Consider the following 17715-nt stretch of genomic DNA (forward strand, 5'->3'; position numbering starts at 1 on the left):
GCTTTCTGTTTGGTAATTTAGCATTTCCACGAAAGAACATTCGGGCAAGTCTCTGACTATCTCGTTAAAAGAAGAGCGATTAAGCTGTGATATCCCGTTTAATGAACGTCGTATAGCTGATAAACAGGAATATTACAACATACACCGCAAGAACGGCGAGTGAAAATTGCATCGTAATGCCTTCTACAATTTGAAAGTCTGTTTCATGAATCGTCAAATCCATATGTGTGAAGACGATGTATTTCACGACTTCATATTTTGCTAAAAGTACGACTAATGTCGAGCCCATGAAGTAGATGAACAGCGATAGTCCGATTGCGAGTGAGCTAGAACGGAATACGCTACCAATCATGAACGCAAATGTTGCCGTTACGAAAACATTCCCGAATGATAGTAACAACATATAAAGCCCTTTACCCCAAACTGATACTTCTACAACTTCCTTCCCATTCCAGACAAGTTCCGCACCATTTCCTGATTGGTATAAGAGAAACGCGCCAAGTATGGAAATGATAAATCCGAGTAGCATTAGAAAAATGCCGAATAATATGACCGTCATGTATTTGGACGTTAAGATTTTCCATCTTTTGACGGGACGAGATAACAGCATTTTAATCGTTCCTTGCGTAAATTCAGATGCAACAATTCCTGCTGCAACAATAACCGTCAGTAAAACAACTATGGCTCCGACGATAGTACTTGAATTCATAATCATACTTTCTCGACTATTGACGTCTAGCGGTTCGATTGAATTTGCCAAGCGGTATTCAAGAACCTTCTTATTCTTTTCAATTCGCTTCCGGTCGCTTTCTGAAAGACCCGGACTGCTTAGATCTTGTTCTGCATAGGTTAGTTCGCTCTGCGCATTTGTTTTCCAATCTTGCTCCTCGTAATCATTCACCGAATCGATCCATTTCGTCAGACCGAACATACCCAAAATCGCCAACACAAGTAGGCCAGTCATCATCCAAGTCGCTTTTTTACTCCATAATTTCATCCATTCATTTTGTATGAGCTTCAGCAATCTGGCCACCTCCAGTCATTTCTAGGAATTGGTCTTCCAGTGTTTTACGGTGCGGCTGGACTGCAAACAATTGGATTTCCTGCGCCATCATCTGCTTGATCAGTCCTGGTATCTGCGTCTTTTCGGCACTAATGATAAATCCTTCATTCAGTGGTTCAATCGTAAATCCGCCCGCAATTAGCAAGGCTTCTGCCGTCTCTGCCGGGTACGCTTCAATATAGTAATGAGATTCCTGCTCATTCGACACATCTCGGATATCAACCAGTTTCCCGTTCTGAATGACTGCAATCCGATCACACATAAGTTCGATTTCCGATAGCATATGGCTTGAAACAAAAACAGAAACGCCTTCTGTTTCCGCAATTACTTTTAGATGCGTCCGGAACTCGCGAATTCCTGCGGGATCGAGTCCATTTGTCGGCTCATCAAGAATCAGAAACTTCGGATTGTGTAAAAGTGCCTGTGCCAATCCGAGTCGCTGCCTCATTCCAAGTGAATAGGTTGATACTTTTTCATGAATTCGATTTTGCATACCTACCTTATTAACGACTTCATTAATCCGCTCTTTTGTCACACCGTCATGCATACGCGCAAAGTGCACTAAGTTTTTGTAACCCGACATGAATTTGTACATTTCCGGATTCTCTACGATGACTCCGACCTTCGATAGGCCTTCTTCAAAATCATCGGCTAGTAATTTACCGTCAATGACGATATCCCCGCCCGATGGCTTCATGAGACCAACCATCATACGAATTGTCGTCGTTTTCCCAGCTCCGTTTGGTCCGAGGAACCCTGTAATTTGTCCAGGATACAACGATAGACTCAAGTTGTCGATAATCTTTTTTCTACCGATTGTTTTCGATAAATTCTTTAATTCTACTACTGGTTTCATCCCCACATCACCCTTTCTTTTTGAACAGTGACACCATCCATGAGGTGGCATCTTTCCCGTAAGTATTCCGGATTTCGTCAACCGCTTCATGCGCGATTATACGTCCCCCTCTTAGTACTACGATTTCATCGAGCAATGGTTCCACTTCTTTTATTTCATGTGTCGACATTAAAATGGTTTGGCGCTCAGTATCAGTGAAACGGATCAGGCCTTTCGCGATGTCATCACGCACCATCGGATCGAGGCCGGAGAAGGGTTCATCCAACAAATAGTAATCCGCTTCACGTCCAAGCGTCACCGCAATTTTGACACGTCCCCGGTTCCCTTTGGACAAATGTTTTATTTTAGAATCGAGTGAAAGATTTAAAAATTGCGCAATCTCCTTCGCTTTCACCAAGTTAAAATCGGTAAACTGCGACTCGTAATATTCGATGAGTTGACCCACAGTGAAATACGGATAGAACAGGTCCGTGTCCGGCATATAAGCGATAGTCGATGCCATCCTTCGCTTAATGTGACTTCCGTTTAACACAGCACTTCCAGAATCAGGTGTCACTAATCCGGCAATCAGTTTCAACAGCGTTGTTTTGCCGCTTCCATTCTCTCCAACAAGCCCGATTATTTTTCCTTGCGGCAGGGAAAGTGTAAGACCGTCAAGCGCTTTTCGTCTGCCATACTTTTTCGATATATTTCTAAGCTCAATCATCTTTTCCACCCCTTTCCTGTAGGTGCTGCAGCATTTCTGAAGTCGTAAAACCAAGTGCTTCAACATTTTGAATGAATGACGCCACAAGCTGTTCCTTCATTTCATTACGAAGCATGGCTATTTTCACTTCATCTTCCGTGACGAAAGATCCTTGCCCTCTCTTCGTTTCCGTGATTTCCATTTGCTCCAGCTCCTTATAGACGCGCTGCATCGTATTGGCATTCACACCGGCTTCAATGGCATACTCACGAACAGACGGCAATTTCTCCCCTGGCTTCAACGTTCTTCGGATGATATCTCCCGTAATCAGGTCGATGAGCTGTTGGTAAATCGGTTTGTCTGGAAGAAAATTAATGCCCATTGTTACAACCTCACTTTCTTTTCGAATAACATGGACCCGAAAACGAAATAGAATACCGTCAGCAAAACGTATAATACAATACTGCCGATTGTTAAAATCGTTCCACTTGGGACAATGTAATTGTTAAACATTAGTAGATTCATCTCCTGAATCGAGCCATACATTGGCCCCATATTCTTGACCGTTTGGAACGCCTCCGTGAACCAGACAAATCCCCATCCAATAATCCAAATGTTGACCAAGATAATGATGACAACAATCGAGAACAAGCCTATCCGTGAACGAAACACCTGGTAAATCGACCAGAAGAAAAACACGAGTGCCATGCCATAGATGGCGTTCAACATAATGACAGCGCCCACACTAAGCGATAAAAGCAGATTGTCTACAACGGACACTGTTCCGCCGTCCGCGTAATAAGTAATTCCAGCAATCATTCCGCATAGTACGAGCGAACAGCCTACCGTCAAGCTAATCAGTAAAAACTTTGCACCCACCAGCTGCCATATCGATGCCGGAGAATGAAGCCAAATAGCCAGATGTCCCATTTCCTTTCCAAGACTATCAAACAGCAAAGTTACCGCCATAACCAAGTGGAGGATGAAACAAAGTCCAATCATCGGTTGGAGAGAAGCGAAAAGGTCCTCTGGCAATCCAAAAACCAGGTGATCTACTCCCCAAAATAGGATTAGACTATTGATAAAAATATAGAAAACAAGTCTCCATTTCATCTGTGCCCATTCTTTTTGCACTAACCCTCTCCATCTTTTCATAAGCTTTACAACCTCACTTTCTTCTCGAACAGAACAGCTGCTACGATGAACAAAGCGACTGTACAGAAAACATTGAATAGAATTTCACCTGAGTAAAATAGTGTCTCCATATGCTCAATGTAAATGAACTCCACATTAAGTGACGGATTTTTGAGTTTCATGACATCAATAGGTCCAATCGACACCAGCTTCTGATAAAATTCCGAAAGGGTGATTAGACTATAGATTCGGGTTGAAACGAAGAACAAAATGATAGTAGCCACTATTGAATATCCCTTTAAGAAAGGTTTCATCAGACGATCAATGACCCAGAAGAAAAATCCGACACTCATGAAAATGATTGAAACCACAAAAACCAGTACGATGAAAATACTTCCGAAGAAAAACAAATCGTTGAATGTAATTGTTGCAGATTTGAATAATGCGTATTGTATAGCAAGAACGACTGTAGGAATTAGCAGTCCTACTGCCCCAATAAAGGATGCCAACAATGCTTTTGCTCCAACCAGTTTATAAATAGATGCTGTCGAATGAAGCCATACATCCGGACGCTTCATGTCCCTTTCCAGCATCGTTAACAATGCAGTTACCGGAGCTAACGCACTTGTAATCGCCCATAGAAAACAGATAACAAGCGCAACTTCAAAAATATGTACTTCTAATCCCAAAAATCTGGTTATCAATAACGGAAAAAAGGACATGACAAGGGTTCCGAACAATGCACTAACGAGTAACGCCCACTTCATCGTTATCCACTCTTTTTTCACTAACCCATTCCACTGCTTCATAAGCTTTCCTCCTTAATGTATCGGTGTATTAGTTACATAGTACACTATATGCAATATGGTGTAAAGATATTCGTTTGATTAATGAGATAATTTGATAATCAAAAATTTTATCACGTCTATTGATTAACTAAAAATAACCAGTAAATAACTTGAACAAATACTGGGCACTATTTATAGAAATGCTTTTGGATCGCTTTGGATTGAACAACTTCTACACTATTATCGAAATGTCTTGATAATTAGGGATGCGACTTTGTCGCATCCCTAATTACTATTTTCGGTAATCGTATGGTGTTTGTTCATCCGTCGCTCTCCAAAGGCACGGATACAAGAAGTGCTGAAGCTTTTCGGTACGAAAGAATAGATCGCTTCTTACCTGGAGAGTAGCGGCCAAAGATACAATTTTGGCCGCTCAAACTTCTATTATTAAGTCTCTATTTTAACTTTAAGGAAGTGTCACTTTCTTATAGAGTAAAGCAGCGAATTCAATATGATCTTGCTAGAGCGCCCGAAATTGCATCTTCGGGGACTCACACTCTATATAGAAGCTCATCTATTCTTCTCTTTCAAAGCTACTGCTTTTTTCACTCGAATAGTGTAAGAACGCGACAGGCGATTAATCACAACAGGAAACCGAAAAGAGTGCCGAAATTAGTCCAGTGAAAATGACGATTTTCAAGCCCTAGTCACCGGTGTTTAATGTAAATAAGCAATTATGAAATTAATCCTGATAAGAAAAATTGAATGGTTTCAATAAAGTCAATAGGAATTACTTATGCTTGGTAGTCCAAAATGAGGAATGGCGCCGCGGTTGAATGAGGGCTATACTGAAGGTACAACGTTCAAAGGAGTGATGAATCATGAGTTCGTTTCTAACAGGCATTGATCATATCCAAATTGCAGCGCCACCCGGTTCTGAGGATGCAGCTCGGACGTTTTATGGGCACCTTCTTGGCATGCAGGAAATCCCAAAACCGGAAAACTTAAAGGCACGCGGCGGTTGCTGGTTCCAGTTTGGTTCACACGAAGTGCACATCGGCATTCAGCAGGACTTCATCCCAGCCAAAAAAGCGCACCCCGGTTTTACAGTGAATGCACTTGATCAGTTAAAATCGCGATTGGAAGAAGCTAGTTACATCATTAACGAAGAGCCCCCAATCGAAGACCGTTCTCGCTTTTTCACACATGATCCTTTTGGCAATCGGCTTGAATTTTTGGCATTTGAATGAAACCTATTGAGTGTTCGAATTTTGCTCCATTATGTGGTGGGATGCATTACCTGCATCCCGTTGCTTCAAGAATCAGGAGATTTTCTCACGGATTTTTTGTTTGCCATGATTGTCTGTCGAATTACCTCAACAACCATGGATTATCTATCAAGCTTCGATAATTTCTGTTTCCTGCACATCCAATCGTTCCAATTCATGATTCAATTCATCATATTTTCTCGCAAGCCGATCCTGTACTTTGCGCACTTCTTGAAGCACATCATTCAACTTACTTTTCGCATCCGTAATGCGTGAATGAACCATCCAGTCCGAAAATATATTATCAAAAAACAGATCGGTGAATGTGAAAATATCCTTTTTATTTACTATGAATGATTCAGTCGCAGCATTCTGAACGTCCATCAATTCTGTTTCATAATGGCGAAGTGCACGTTGCGCGCGGTGGACGAGGTCGTCGGAACTGTTAATTTCGGAATACTTGAGCGCTGATACAATCAAACCGCCGCCAAGAAACGTGTCCCAAACCGACATACCTTCCGCCGATCCAAGCTTATCCAGTGCTGCATCAAGTGCAAGGCTAGCTTTTTGACCAGCGTCGCTTGCTTCGTTGATTTCGCGGCACAGCGAACGCACCCTTACCCGGTCATCTGCAATTTTTTGCAGTGTACTGTGTGCAACGGAATCATTGTGCCGAATCCATGTCTCCTTTTCCTTCATAAAATCTGCCCAGTCTTCATCTATATAAGAGAAAGTTGGATTTTTCATGTCTTCACGCAGTTGTTTGGCTTCCGCCTCTAAATCTATCACTACTTTTTCAGCCTCATTGTATTGCAATTCAGCCTCAGCAGCTTCTGAAATTTCCTTGTCCATTTTTTCATCCCATGTGCCCGTCCACTCACTAATCTTATTCATGAAAGAAAACTTTCCGAGTTTCACAACATCCTGTTGTTCTTTTGTCAGCTGTTTGTGGAATTTATCACGCATTCCAATTGCTTCTGGTAATTGCAACTCAGCCCCTTCCAACCGCCGTTTGATCCGATTGCGTTGCGTCCGTCTCATTGCCAGTTCCAATTGCCGTTCACGTAGATCTGTTCTCACCAAAACCACCCATTTCTTTGTTATACGGAAATCTGAGGGGGAAGTTTCATTCTCACGTAATAAACTATCCACATGTGCATAAATAGTATTTTTTCACTATTACAACTTATCCACAACCAAGTACTTGATTTCAATCAATGTTTATCCACAATCAAAGGGATTTGATAGAAGTGGAGGTGTACCCTTTTATGAAAAAACAACTAACAATTGTACTTATCCTTATATCTCTTCTCACCGCCTGCGGAAATGAATCTACCATTTCTACATTGTCTTACCCAGTTCCTGACCAAGAGATGCATGCATCCGAAGAAGGGTTATCACTTACGCTTGAAGAAGATGCTTTCCTGGGATCACCATCTATTATCAAGACAGTCGTACAAAATACCAGTTCATCCGACTATCAATTGGGTGAGTTTTGACATATAGAAAAATAAAGATGGTCATTGATTTATCATTAAGTATTCAGATGCTGTGTTCTTAAAGGATCCGTCCTCCAAAGACTATGGAAATGTATTGTCAGCCGGCAGTAAAGCACGCCAGACTTTTCGGTCGACGCGCTCGGCGCGACACTGATTCCAGGCGAATACCGTCTTGTGAAAACATTTTTACCGCTTGGTGAGCCGTTGTACGAGTTATCTGTTTCTGTACCATTTACTGTGGAATGAAAAAAAACCTGAACAAAGCAAATGAGCTTTGTTCAGGTTTACTTAATTTAGTTCCAGACTTCCTTCGCTACGTCTACAATGAATTTCAATTTCTCCCATTGCTGTTCTTCTGTCAATTTGTTGCCGTGATGCGTTGAAGCAAATCCGCATTGCGGGCTCAAGCATAGCTGTTCGAGTGGCACGTATTGCGCCGCTTCTTGAATGCGCGCGATAACCGCATCTTTGTCTTCTACTTGTCCATTTTTCGATGTAACAACACCAAGCACGACTTTTGCTCCACCATTTGGAACATGATCCAATGGTTTAAAGTCTCCTGAACGTTCATCATCATATTCCAAGAAGAAGCCATCTACTTTTTCTTTTGCAAGGAGCGTTGGCGCAATCAGTGCGTAGCTTCCTTCAAATGCCCACGTCGATTGGTAGTTCCCACGACATAAGTGTGTTGTTACGACTAAATCTTCCGGTTTATCTTCCAGCACACCATTAATGACGCGTAGTGCCAAGTCGATTAATTGTTCTCTTGAATAAGCTCCGTCACTGAACGGGATATTTGGTGCAGATAGCCCGGCAATATAGACATCATCCAACTGCAAGTAACGTACACCGGCTTCGTAAAATGCTTTCAAAGCATCTTTGTATGCTTGAATAACATCGTTTGCAAATTCTTCAATGTCAGGGTAAATCGTTTCATCACGGATTCCAATATTAAAGAGTTGATTTGGGCTCGGGATTGTTTGTTTCGCAACGGCACGTCCGCCAACGATTTCATTGAATTCAACAAAGTCTTGAATGAATGGATGATTAGGGTTAAATGAAATCTTACCCGTGTTTCGAACGTCGTATTTTTCAGTTTCAATCCCGTCAAATGTGTAACCTTTCTCAGGCACATATCCTTCAATTCCATTCAAATGCTCCAAGAAGTCCAAATGCCACCATGTACGTCTAAATTCACCATCTGTTACAAGTTCCAAACCAACTTCAATTTGCTTATCAACCACCCGTTTAATTTCCTGTGTTTCTACTTCTCGTAATTGTTGTGCAGTAACTGTGCCTTCTTTAAAGTCTTTGCGCGCTTTATGCAAGTTATCCGGTCGTAGTAAACTTCCAACGTGGTCCGCTCTGAATGGTGCTTTCGTTAGTGTTGTCGCTTGATTTGTCATAGTAAATTCCTTCTTTCTGTTTTTTAGTGGATTTTGATTTTATCCGAACAGGACGCGAATGGGCGAACTCTTTTTCTATTCTTTCGGCAGTATCGCGTATGAGCGGGCTCTTTTTTCTTTTCTTACGGCAGTATCGCGTATGAGCGGGTTATTTTCCTTTTCTTACGACAGTTCCGCGTATGAGCGGGCTTTATTTATTTTCTAACGACAGTACCGCGTATGAGCGGGTTATTTCCCTTCTCTTTCGGCAGTCGCGCGTATGAGCGGACTGGAAATCCGGATGCTTTTTCTGGCTTCGGAACGATGTTAAAAACGACTGAGTCTTTTGAGGGCACTTTATCTAAGTTTGTTGATAACTCAATTTAATTGATGAATTTTTCAAAAACATAATAATTCTCCCTTCATTTTTTGAAGGTAACTTTGGTCTCCAGAAAGAACAAAAAACCCCTTCTAAATTTATAGAAGAGGTTTTGGCGAATTCGCTATTTGCTCTTCTCATCTCCAAGCAGTAAGCATTACACTTACGCTTCTGGAATTAGCACAGTACTTAAAAAGTCTGTTGCTGAGGTATCATCGGGCCAGTCCCTACACCTCTCTGGATAAGAAAGTTACGTATTTAGTTGTTAACCAGTACAATACAGGCCTTTAAATAGAATGTCAATACAGAATATACAAAAGATTTTAATTATGTCTTTTTCCTTAGACAAGTTAGGCAAACAAAAAAGCTAGGGTGTACAACTTTTCCTAGCTACTGTTTCCCCTCATAGTCTGCCATTATTTTCTTTCTCACATAACTTAAATGTGTATACATCTGCTTGAATGACTCAAAAGGATCCCTTTTTTTCAACGCTTCATAGATTGCTAAGTGATGCTCAATCGTAATATCAGGCTCTCGATAGGTGATTAAGCTATCTGTTTTCTCGTGCGTGATGAGCAGTGAATCTATCATTCCTTCGACAACTGGATTATCGGCGCTTTGTGCAATCAATCTGTGGAATTCCTTATCCAAACGACCATAATTACTATCTGTATTTTCTTGAATACTATCAATTGTTTCTTTGATCTTTTCAAGTTGCTCATCCGATATCTTTTCGGCAGCAATCGTAACGAGCCCCAACTCTAACGCCATGCGCGCTTCGATGATTGCAGGAACATTGTTAATAGATAAGGCGAGCATTACCTTAAACGGATTACTTCCGACCCTATCATTTACAAACGTACCTCCGCGCGGCCTTCTTGTAATGATTTCCAAGGTCTCCAAAGAACTAAGCGCTTCCCGCAGAACAGGTCGGCTAACATCAAATTGTTCCATCAAATTCATTTCCGATGGCAATTTATCACCCGGGTTTAGCTGTCCGCTCATTAATAGCTGAACAATTTGTTCTAACACCTGTTGCGAGAGGGTGCTTCTACGGACATTGTCCACTTTATATTCTTTCATTTCATCCCTCCTTTTCTCAGGTTTTCAAGTACACTTTATACTTCAACCCGACTTTGATATCTCTCGTAGATTAGTTTTGCTGTTAGGATGTCAAAAATAGATACACCTACCGATTTAAAAACGGTTACTTTTTGCTTCGTCTCTTCATTTTCACCTTGTTGAACCAAGGTCCCCAGTTCAGGGATTGTCTCTTCGCTATGGCCAAACTTTCTTGCGTTAATCATTTCACCGCATTCGGAAAACGCTGCGTGCGTATCTACAAATAGATGATCTGCTTCTTTGATAATTGAGTCGGGAATCTCTTGCATGAATGATTTGAATGCACCTGAACCTGCGAAATGCTTTCCAGTTAAATCAATTTGCGCATCGTAAGGAATAACCGGACTTGTTGATGTTGTCGTTGTAATAATAATTTGCGCCTCTTTTACAATGGTCGCAGGATCTGAACTATCAAATCGAATAGTTGGAAATTCCTTCTTCGCTTTCTCTATAAAGTTATCGAGTCTTTCCTTACTACGATTATACACTAAAACCCTCTGTACTAACCTTACAGCACAAGCCGCCTGCAAATGACTCCACCCTTGATCGCCAGTACCTATAATACCAATGGTCTCCGTTTCATTGGATGCCAAGTATTTCATACCCAATCCACTTACAGCACCAGTCCGCATAGCAGTTATCGTTCGTGCATCCATGATCACAAGTGGTTTCATCGTCTTCCTTTCATTCAACAGGAAGATACCCCTCAACGTTGCTTCACCGATTGCAGCATTGCCTGGAGCAATACCAATCAGCTTCGCCCCGTAATAATCTTCGTAAAAGGAAGGCATCAATAGAGCCGAGTTCTCGGCATCATTGATGAATAATCGTTCTGGAACAAATGATTTCTTCTCCCCGTCATTCACATAATAGTCTTCGATAGTATCGATTATCTCTTTCATCGAGATAAGACTTCTAATTTCTTGCTCGTCAATAAAATGCATGTTTATCCCCCTCAAACGAGAATAGAGACCAACGTTTTCCGCTGGTCTATCCTACATTTTTTTATATAGTAAAACTCTGTCGATTTGAAATCACCTTACTAAGCAAGGTCGTTTATTATCGAATTGCCATTCTGGAATTAAATACTGCATACCTATAGAATCATCACGAGCTCCAAGTTTTTGATCGATATAGAGTTTATTCGCCTTTTCAATCTGTTCCATATCAATTTCAACACCTAAGCCAGGCGCAGAGGGAACTTCAATTTTCCCATTTTTAATTTGAAGCGGTTCCTTCGTTAAATGTTGACCATCTTGCCAAATCCAATGCGTATCAATCGCCGTGATTTTTCCAGGTGCAGCTGCTGCAACATGTGTGAACATTGCAAGAGAGATATCGAAATGGTTATTTGAGTGCGAGCCCCACGTCAATCCCCAGTCATTACACATTTGCGCGACTCGAACTGAACCTTGCATCGTCCAGAAATGTGGATCTGCTAATGGAATATCAACAGCATTAAGCTGAATTGCGTGGCCCATCTGTCTCCAGTCCGTTGCAATCATATTGGTAGCTGTTGGAAGTCCTGTAGCACGGCGGAACTCAGCCATTGCTTCACGAGCCGAATAACCAGCCTCCGCTCCACATGGATCTTCAGCATAGGCAAGTACATCATGTTGGTTTTTACAAAGTCGAATTGCTTCCTCTAAAGACCAGGCACCGTTTGGATCCAGTGTAATTCTTGCTTCAGGGAAACGTTTTGCAAGCGCTGTCACCGCTGCCATCTCTTCATCTCCGGAAAGCACTCCGCCTTTTAGTTTAAAGTCATTAAAGCCATAGCGTTCATAGGCCGCCTCCGCAAGTGCAACAATCGATTCAGGCGTCAAAGCTTCTTCATGACGTAGTCTAAACCAATCATCTTTCGATTCCGTATCACTTAGATAAGGTAAATCCGTTTTGTTTCGATCACCTAGATAAAAAAGGTACCCAAGTATTTCTACACTATCGCGTTGCTGACCCTCACCAAGCAATTCAGCGACAGGTACATCTAGGAACTTCCCTAGTAAATCTAGTAAAGCTGCTTCAATAGCCGTAACAACATGAATTGTCGTTCGCAGATCAAATGTTTGCGAACCGCGTCCGCCTGCATCCCTAACTGCGAATTGCTGTCGAACTTTATTTAAAGTTGAGTTATATATACCGATGGATTCACCAATTACGAATGGCTTTGAATCTTCTAACGTCTGGCGAATCGCCTCTCCACCTGGTACTTCTCCTATCCCTTTATTCCCATGATTATCTTCAAGAATGACAATATTCCTTGTAAAGTATGGGCTATGTGCTCCACTCAGATTCAACAACATACTGTCGTGGCCTGCAACAGGAATGACAGTCATTTTCATAACTCGCGGAGTACTTGCTTTTTCCCCATCCGCATTAAAAGTAACTGTACTTTCCTTTTTTTCACCAATTAACATTCATAATTCCCCCCGACTACTATTTTTCCTACCCCTCATGCTAATCCTTCTTTTGAAAAGGAAGGAGTTAAGCTTTTTATCGCATAACTCCTCCTGATTCATCTTATTTTATAAATACTGTTTTGATAGACGTATAGAATTCTTTAGCTGCTTGCCCTTGTTCACGTGAATGGGAGCTAGATTGCTTCATGCCGCCGAAAGGAGCTTGCAGTTCAACCCCTGCGCTTTCCGCGTTGATGCGGACTAGACCAGCATCCATTTCATTGATGAATGAAAGCATATTACTAATTTTCGTCGTGAAAATGGATGCACTTAGTCCATATTCCGAGTCATTTGCCAATTCAAGTGCGTCTTCGATTGTCTCTACTTTCATAAGTGCAAGAACTGGGCCAAAAATTTCTTCTCGCGCAAGCGCCATGTCAGGCGATACATGTTCGAATACAGTCGGCTCAACAAAGTAACCATTCAAACCATCTTTCTTAACTTCGTTTCCACCTAGGAGCAATGTAGCCCCTTCTGCTTTTCCTTTTTCAATCGCAGATAGAACTGTATCCAACTGACCTTGACTTGCACTAGGCCCCATCCATGTTCCTGCATCCATGCCGTCCCCGACAGTGATTTCAGCCACTTTTTCAAGCAGTTTCCCTTTAAACGTTTCATAGACGTCTTGCTGAACGATGACTCGGCTCGTCGCTGTACATTTTTGGCCAGATGATTTTAATCCACCACTTATCGTTGCTTCGACTGCCAAATCAAGATCTGCATCGTTGGCAACGATTACAGGGTTTTTCCCACCCATTTCCAGTTGGTATTTAATGCCTCTATCAACAGCTGTCTGAGCCAGTGATTTCCCAACCGTATTTGACCCTGTAAACGTGATTGCGTCAATGTTTTTGTTACTTGCCATTTCTGGCCCGAGAAGTGAACCGGAACCTGTTACCATATTGACAACCCCTGCAGGAATTCCTGCATCATGCAAACACTCAATCACTTTTGCACATGTAATAGCCGTTTCACTCGCGGGTTTAATAACAACTGCATTTCCATAAATTAAGGCCGGAGACATTTTCCAAAGAGGGATTGCTACCGGGAAGTTCCAAGGAGTAATCACTCCAACAACGCCAAGCGGTACTCTCGTTGTAAACATTAGTGCTTCGCTGTCTGTCGATGGAATTACGTCACCAACCGGTCTCATCCCTTCACCGGCGTAGTAACGTAAAATGGCTACGCCGCGTGCAGTCTCACCTTTTGCTTCTGGGAATGTCTTACCCATTTCTTGTGTCATCGCAGTCGCGATATCGTCAATGCGCTCTTCCATAATAGAAGCAGCTTTCAACAAGTAGTCGCCTCGAACGTTTCCAGTAAGTTTGCGCCACGCTTTTTGAGCTTGCCGTGCGGAAGTCGCGGCATTGTCGAAATCATTACTTGAGGATAGTTGATAAGATCCTACAACTTCATCCTTACTAGCCGGATTTTTACTCACCCCTGTCTTCCCTGTTTCTGATGCGACCCATTCGCCGTTAATATAATTTAAATACGTTTTTGTTGTTACTTCAGTTGTAGTAGTCATAATTGCCTCCTATTGTACTGTCTCTGCATGAGCAGGATATTTCTTCAATGCATTTTCAATAATTACTTTGAGTTCTTCATAATGCCCTTCTTCAACAGGAGCGATTGGTGCCCTGACATTCGTTGTAATAGGAAGACCAACAATTTGCATGCCTGCTTTGATTAAAGAAACCGCGTATCCTTTCTTCTGTTTACGGATACGATGAATTGGGAATATCACGTTTTCATATATTTCATTCAACACTTCTTTGTTTCCACTTAGAAGCGCTTCATAATATTTCGCTGAAATATGTGGAATATAGTTTGAAATCGCTGATGAGTACGAAGTGAATCCAAGGTTCACATAGGCAGCCATCGTTACTTCTGCTAGAGGCATACCGTTGACCCACTCAAGACGGTCCCCGATTAGATGTGTAAACTCGACATTCTTTTCCATATTTCCAATACCATCTTTATACCCTACCAGTTGTGGCAGTTTGCATAACTTTTGAAGGGTTTCGGCTTCAAAAATGCAATTATCACGCTGATAAACGATTGCATTCAACTCCGTGCTATCTATGATCTCGCTTAAATAATTGTATATACCATCCTGTGAAGGCTCGATTAGATACGGCGGTAAAATCAAGTACCCTTCCGCGCCAAGCTCTTCAGAAATCTTCGCTTGCTCCAACGCGTGCGTAATGTTTCCACCAACACCTGTATATAGTGGAACTCTGCCTTTTGTCTTTTCTACGGCAACTTCTACCATCGATCTGTATTCTTCGTTACTGATAGCATGAAATTCACCTGCTCCGCATGCCACAAAAATGGAAGACAAACCTCCTTCGATTAAAAACTCGATATTCTTTCCTAATCCATTTAAATCCAATTTCCCTTCGGCATCCATTGGAGCGACTGGGAATCCTAAAATCCCTTTCGGCGCTTGCCTCTTCTTTGTTGTCATGTGAATTCCACCCTTCAATAATAGTTAATTAGTTTCTATATGTCTTATTGTAAGACAATTAAACTAATCTGTCAAACGATATTTTTATTTGTTCTGAAAACAGTGATTATGTTACTGGCGAAGGATTGAACAAAGCCAAGTCATTATGAACTCCCCATTTATCTGCCCATGTTTTTTTCGTTCCGCTAGCAACTTTAAGAATGTCATTGAAAATTTCCCAACCAACTTCTTCAATCGTTCGATCAATAGTTTAAATGCTTATGCCTTCAATTCTACGCGCTTGATTTCACCTACAAGGAATAGATAGCTAAGTATTGCAACAAGTGCATTGGCAGCAACAAATAGAAGTGCTCCATTAAATGATCCAGTTGTAGCAATAATTATACCGATAATAATAGGTGTCGTAATTCCAGCAACATTTCCAAATGTGTTGAATAAGCCACCGCTTATGCCCGACATCTCTTTTGGTGATGTGTCTGCCATGACCGCCCAGCCAAGTGCTCCAAATCCTTTACCGAAAAATGCAAGAGACATGACGAAAATAACTACCCATTGTGCATCCACAAAATTTGCTGCTATTAAGCTCATTGACATAATCATCCCTAAAATTATAGGTGTTTTACGGGCAACCGTTAGCGAGAATCCTTTTTTCAGCAAGAAATCCGAGAAAATCCCTCCTAACAAACCGCCAATAAAACCGCAAATTGCCGGAAGCGAAGCGACAAAACCAACTTGAAGGATTGTCATGCCTCTTTCTTGTACCAGATAAATAGGAAACCAAGTTAGGAAAAAGTAGGTCAAAGTTGTAATACAATACTGTCCGAGATATATACCAAGTAACATACGGTTACCTAAAAGCTGCTTAACATTATTCCAACCTTCACCTTTTACTTTCTCTTTCTTCGTTACTTGTTGATCCATACTAGTTAAACCGCCGCCCTGTTCGATATAATCAAGCTCGGCTTGATTAACTCGCGGATGATCTTTCGGATTATAAAATACCTTCAACCATCCGAAGGCGGCGAGAATACCCAGTGCCCCCATAAAGTAGAAAACATATTCCCAGCCAAATGTGTACGTAATGTAGCCCATTATCGGGGCAAAAAGGACAGTTGCAAAATATTGCGCTGAATTGAATGTGGCAGCAGCGGTTCCACGTTCATGACTTGGAAACCAGGAAGCAACAATTCGGCTGTTGGCCGGAAAAGAAGGTGCCTCTGCCAACCCGACTAAAAAACGTAGTCCAAATAAAATAATGACAGCGGTACCTGCGGATCCGAATGTGCCAAGAAATCCTTGCAACAATGTAAATCCTGACCATAAGAAAATACTCCAGAAATATACTTTCTTCGATCCAAAGCGGTCAAGCAGCCACCCTCCTGGAATTTGACCAGCCACATATGACCACGCAAATGCTGAAAATATTAAACCCATCATAACTGAATTTAGTCCCAGGTCTCGCGACATATCTGTTCCTGCAATAGACAAGGTAGCTCGATCCGCATAATTTATAGCTGTGACTAAAAAGAGTATCATAACCGTAAACCAACGAACGTTTGTCTTTTTTTGTTTATTAATAATCGGTGGCTTAATTTCGTTATTGTTAATTGACATATTTGGAGCTTCCCCTTGAACCTTTTCTTGAACCTTCTCTTGAACGCTTACCATGTGCTCACTTCCCCTAAATTCATATTTTATCGTTAGACTTGAAACCACTGATAACCCTATCTTCAAACCACCCTTAACATCCATATACAAATAAAATAGGGCTTCACTTTTATAAAGGAAGAAAAGTTATTCAACTAAATAATCTAACTACAGATAGCCAGCTCGATGAAACCGCTTACACTTTATGCATAAAGCTTTAAAAATTTCCACTGCACTACTGAATCAATACCTCCCTTTTTAAAAATGGTAATCTATTACTTTTTGCTTGTATGTATTATTGTAAGACAATAATAATAGTTAGTCAATTCCAAATTGGGCGTATTAAGAATTTTATCAAAAACACCACTAAATAACTACTTATATTGGGTAACCAATTGGACTTTGTGTATCAATCGAACCTCCCCCGCAAGAGAGTAATCATTCCCTTCCCGCCTAGCTACTTCATTTATTACATACAACCTTCGGCAAAATTGGACCTCATTATGTTCGGAAAACCTACTCAACTTGCCTTCTATGTGGTTATGTTCCTTAAATTAGAGATCTACCGCTCAGGTGTCACACCCTATATCACCGCATGTCGGACAAACCAAAAAAAGATGAACCCCATTAAATAAGGATTCACCTTTTAAACTAATTCTACAATTATTATTCAGTGTTGAATCTCACTCCGTAATTTCCGGTGTTCACGGCGTGCGGGACCTGTTTCAGATAGGCTCTTTTCATCTTCTGTTTCAGGATATATTTTCGGAACAGCCGTAGATGTATTTGTATGCGGCGGCAATACCAGTTTCGATTGTATTGTGTGGGACTGGTAAATGAGCCTTTTTTCCTACACTTCCATTTACAATGTATAAGTATATGGTAAATATATCCCTTTCAGAGATCGATGACCGGTATTTCCGGCTTTCTTTGAAGGAAATTGTGAGTAATCTACGTAAA

16 protein-coding genes, 1 pseudogene and 1 riboswitch are annotated in these 17715 nt (G+C 41.4%); of the genes and pseudogenes, 2 read left to right on the forward strand and 15 right to left on the reverse strand.

All coding sequences use genetic code 11. The features are described from left to right. Positions 1–79 precede the first annotated feature (79 nt). From AC1TO4_RS07970 to AC1TO4_RS07995, 6 genes are read right to left on the reverse strand one after another with little or no spacing between them, the layout of a single operon-like run. Entirely contained in the window at positions 80–1024 is a 945-nt protein-coding gene (locus tag AC1TO4_RS07970) for an ABC transporter permease (protein WP_482104871.1), read from the reverse strand. Then, positions 1002–1919: an ABC transporter ATP-binding protein gene (locus AC1TO4_RS07975; protein WP_482104872.1), complete on the reverse strand. Its 918-nt coding sequence runs from the start codon at positions 1917–1919 to the stop codon at positions 1002–1004. Before AC1TO4_RS07975 ends, AC1TO4_RS07970 begins: the two co-directional genes overlap by 23 nt. A 7-nt stretch (positions 1920–1926) precedes the next feature. Then, positions 1927–2625 (reverse strand): ABC transporter ATP-binding protein, encoded by a 699-nt coding sequence (locus AC1TO4_RS07980; RefSeq protein WP_482104873.1) that lies wholly within the window; start codon positions 2623–2625, stop codon positions 1927–1929. Next, the gene (locus tag AC1TO4_RS07985) at positions 2618–2986 is read right to left on the reverse strand and encodes a GntR family transcriptional regulator (protein ID WP_482104874.1); all 369 of its coding nucleotides are present in this window, start codon (positions 2984–2986) and stop codon (positions 2618–2620) included. The genes AC1TO4_RS07980 and AC1TO4_RS07985 overlap by 8 nt, the downstream gene beginning before the upstream one ends. Before the next feature lie 2 nt (positions 2987–2988). Next, on the reverse strand, positions 2989–3759 hold the full coding sequence (locus AC1TO4_RS07990) for a hypothetical protein (protein WP_482104875.1): 771 nt from the start codon (positions 3757–3759) through the stop codon (positions 2989–2991). 5 nt (positions 3760–3764) lie between these two features. Continuing rightward, positions 3765–4547, reverse strand: coding sequence for a hypothetical protein (locus tag AC1TO4_RS07995; protein ID WP_482104876.1), 783 nt, complete (start codon positions 4545–4547; stop codon positions 3765–3767). Between the two features lie 860 nt (positions 4548–5407). On the opposite strand from AC1TO4_RS07995, the gene AC1TO4_RS08000 reads away from it, so the two are divergent. Next, positions 5408–5776, forward strand: coding sequence for a VOC family protein (locus AC1TO4_RS08000; protein WP_482104877.1), 369 nt, complete (start codon positions 5408–5410; stop codon positions 5774–5776). Positions 5777–5923: 147 nt separating this feature from the next. Here AC1TO4_RS08000 and AC1TO4_RS08005 read toward each other — a convergent pair whose 3' ends face one another. Next, positions 5924–6874 carry a hypothetical protein gene (locus tag AC1TO4_RS08005; RefSeq protein WP_482104878.1) on the reverse strand — a complete coding sequence of 317 codons (951 nt, stop codon included), beginning with the start codon at positions 6872–6874 and terminating at the stop codon, positions 5924–5926. 188 nt (positions 6875–7062) lie between these two features. On the opposite strand from AC1TO4_RS08005, the gene AC1TO4_RS08010 reads away from it, so the two are divergent. After that, entirely contained in the window at positions 7063–7293 is a 231-nt protein-coding gene (locus tag AC1TO4_RS08010; RefSeq protein WP_482104879.1) for a hypothetical protein, read from the forward strand. 293 nt (positions 7294–7586) lie between these two features. Here AC1TO4_RS08010 and AC1TO4_RS08015 read toward each other — a convergent pair whose 3' ends face one another. From AC1TO4_RS08015 to AC1TO4_RS08050, 8 genes and pseudogenes are all read right to left on the reverse strand, one after another. Next, complete coding sequence (locus AC1TO4_RS08015) at positions 7587–8699, reverse strand: 5-methyltetrahydropteroyltriglutamate--homocysteine S-methyltransferase (RefSeq protein ID WP_482104880.1); 1113 nt, start codon at positions 8697–8699, stop codon at positions 7587–7589. A 492-nt stretch (positions 8700–9191) separates the two neighbouring features. After that, positions 9192–9305, reverse strand: a riboswitch (SAM riboswitch). Positions 9306–9447: 142 nt separating this feature from the next. After that, positions 9448–10140 carry a FadR/GntR family transcriptional regulator gene (locus AC1TO4_RS08020; protein ID WP_482104881.1) on the reverse strand — a complete coding sequence of 231 codons (693 nt, stop codon included), beginning with the start codon at positions 10138–10140 and terminating at the stop codon, positions 9448–9450. Between the two features lie 35 nt (positions 10141–10175). After that, positions 10176–11123 carry an ornithine cyclodeaminase family protein gene (locus tag AC1TO4_RS08025; protein ID WP_482104882.1) on the reverse strand — a complete coding sequence of 316 codons (948 nt, stop codon included), beginning with the start codon at positions 11121–11123 and terminating at the stop codon, positions 10176–10178. A gap of 90 nt (positions 11124–11213) precedes the next feature. Continuing rightward, positions 11214–12596, reverse strand: coding sequence for a glucarate dehydratase (gudD, locus tag AC1TO4_RS08030; RefSeq protein WP_482104883.1), 1383 nt, complete (start codon positions 12594–12596; stop codon positions 11214–11216). Between the two features lie 103 nt (positions 12597–12699). Then, positions 12700–14166 (reverse strand): alpha-ketoglutaric semialdehyde dehydrogenase GucD, encoded by a 1467-nt coding sequence (gucD, locus tag AC1TO4_RS08035; RefSeq protein ID WP_482104884.1) that lies wholly within the window; start codon positions 14164–14166, stop codon positions 12700–12702. 9 nt (positions 14167–14175) lie between these two features. Continuing rightward, complete coding sequence (kdgD, locus tag AC1TO4_RS08040; protein ID WP_482104885.1) at positions 14176–15108, reverse strand: 5-dehydro-4-deoxyglucarate dehydratase; 933 nt, start codon at positions 15106–15108, stop codon at positions 14176–14178. Between the two features lie 106 nt (positions 15109–15214). Further along, a pseudogene (locus tag AC1TO4_RS08045) lies at positions 15215–15343 on the reverse strand (hypothetical protein); the annotation flags it as partial. A gap of 23 nt (positions 15344–15366) precedes the next feature. Further along, on the reverse strand, positions 15367–16722 hold the full coding sequence (locus AC1TO4_RS08050) for an MFS transporter (RefSeq protein WP_482104935.1): 1356 nt from the start codon (positions 16720–16722) through the stop codon (positions 15367–15369). Between the last annotated feature and the right edge of the window lie 993 nt (positions 16723–17715).

The organism is Sporosarcina sp. Y838, assembly GCF_056786515.1.